The 1,227-nt window shown below is 73.8% G+C and carries 1 pseudogene; it reads left to right on the plus strand.

Annotation, left to right across the window (positions count from 1 at the left end):
* Positions 1–1,227 (plus strand): annotated as a pseudogene (locus ACDELDRAFT_RS22680) (translocation/assembly module TamB domain-containing protein); the annotation flags it as partial.

Raw genomic sequence — 1,227 nt, forward strand, 5'->3', positions numbered from 1 at the left:
GAAGGCACCGCGTCCGCGCCGGTCAGCAGCGTGGTACGGATTGATCACCTGCTGGTTGACGCCCTGCAGGCGCACGTCGAAGCCAGCAATCTGCGCGTGCTGCCGGGCGCGCAATCCGCCCAGGGCCGCATCACCATGGCCGTGCCGGGCGCCACGGCGCAGGCCGAGGGAACGCTCGCCCCGCAAACCGGCACCGGTGCGCTGCAGGTGCATTGGAGCGACGCAGGCCGCACCTTGCAGTGGCTGGCCGACCTGCCGCTGGTGGGCCCTTCGGTGCAGCACGCCCTTGCTGGCGCCAGCGCCAAAGGCGCCGCACAGTTCAGTGCCCGCTGGAAGGGCGGCTGGCAGGCGTTCACCCAGCAGCTGCAGGCAACCCGTGCTGGCACGGCGCCGGCGCACCGCCAGGCGCCCTTTGAATTGCAGGCCACGCTGAATACCCCGCAGATGGACCTGGCCTTGCCCTCCAACCGCGGTGCGGACGGCAGCGTGGCCCCAGGCACGTCCCTGCAGTTGCGCGCCGTGAATGCAGAGCTGGCGGGCAGCCTGGCCCAGGCCCGCCTGGCGCTGCGCGGCGAAGTGCGCACACCGCCCCCCCAAGCCCTCGGTGCGACGGTGCAGGCCCGCGTCACGAGCGCCCAGGTTGCAGCCGGACAGTGGCAGCTGCAGTGGGATGAACTGCGCCTGCAGGCGCAGGCCGCGCAGCACCCCGGGCCCTGGGCCCTGCAACTGGCGCAGCCGCTGGACATGACCGTGCAGGCCGGCGCCGCCCCAGCGGGTGCTGCGGAGCATGCAGCGGCAGCCGCGGTACGCACGTCCGTCGGCATACATGCATCGGCCGGGCAAGCGCGGGTGACCGGGCCGTTGCCGGGCACCGTGGCGCTGCACTGGCAGCCCGTGCGATGGTCGTCTGGCACCGCGCTGCGGTTGCAGAGCCAGGGCACGCTGCAGGGCCTGCCCCTGGCTTGGCTCGATGCGCTGGGGGTGGGAGAAACGCCCGCCGCCGCGGGGCCCCCTGCCCAGCCGCTGCTGGCCCGCATGGGGCTGGCCAGCGACATCGCGCTTGACGGCCAATGGAGTGTAGACACCACCGGCGCGGCCCTGCGCGCCAGCGCCAGCCTGCGCCGGGCCAGCGGAGACCTGCGCATCCTAGCGGCCGATACCACGGGCGGCAGCGCCGTCACGGCTGTGCAAAGCAGCGGCCAGGGCACCGGCGCGGGGGCGCCCAAG

Origin of the sequence: Acidovorax delafieldii 2AN, from assembly GCF_000175235.1 — a bacterium.
Taxonomy (GTDB): Bacteria; Pseudomonadota; Gammaproteobacteria; order Burkholderiales; family Burkholderiaceae_C; genus Acidovorax; species Acidovorax delafieldii_B.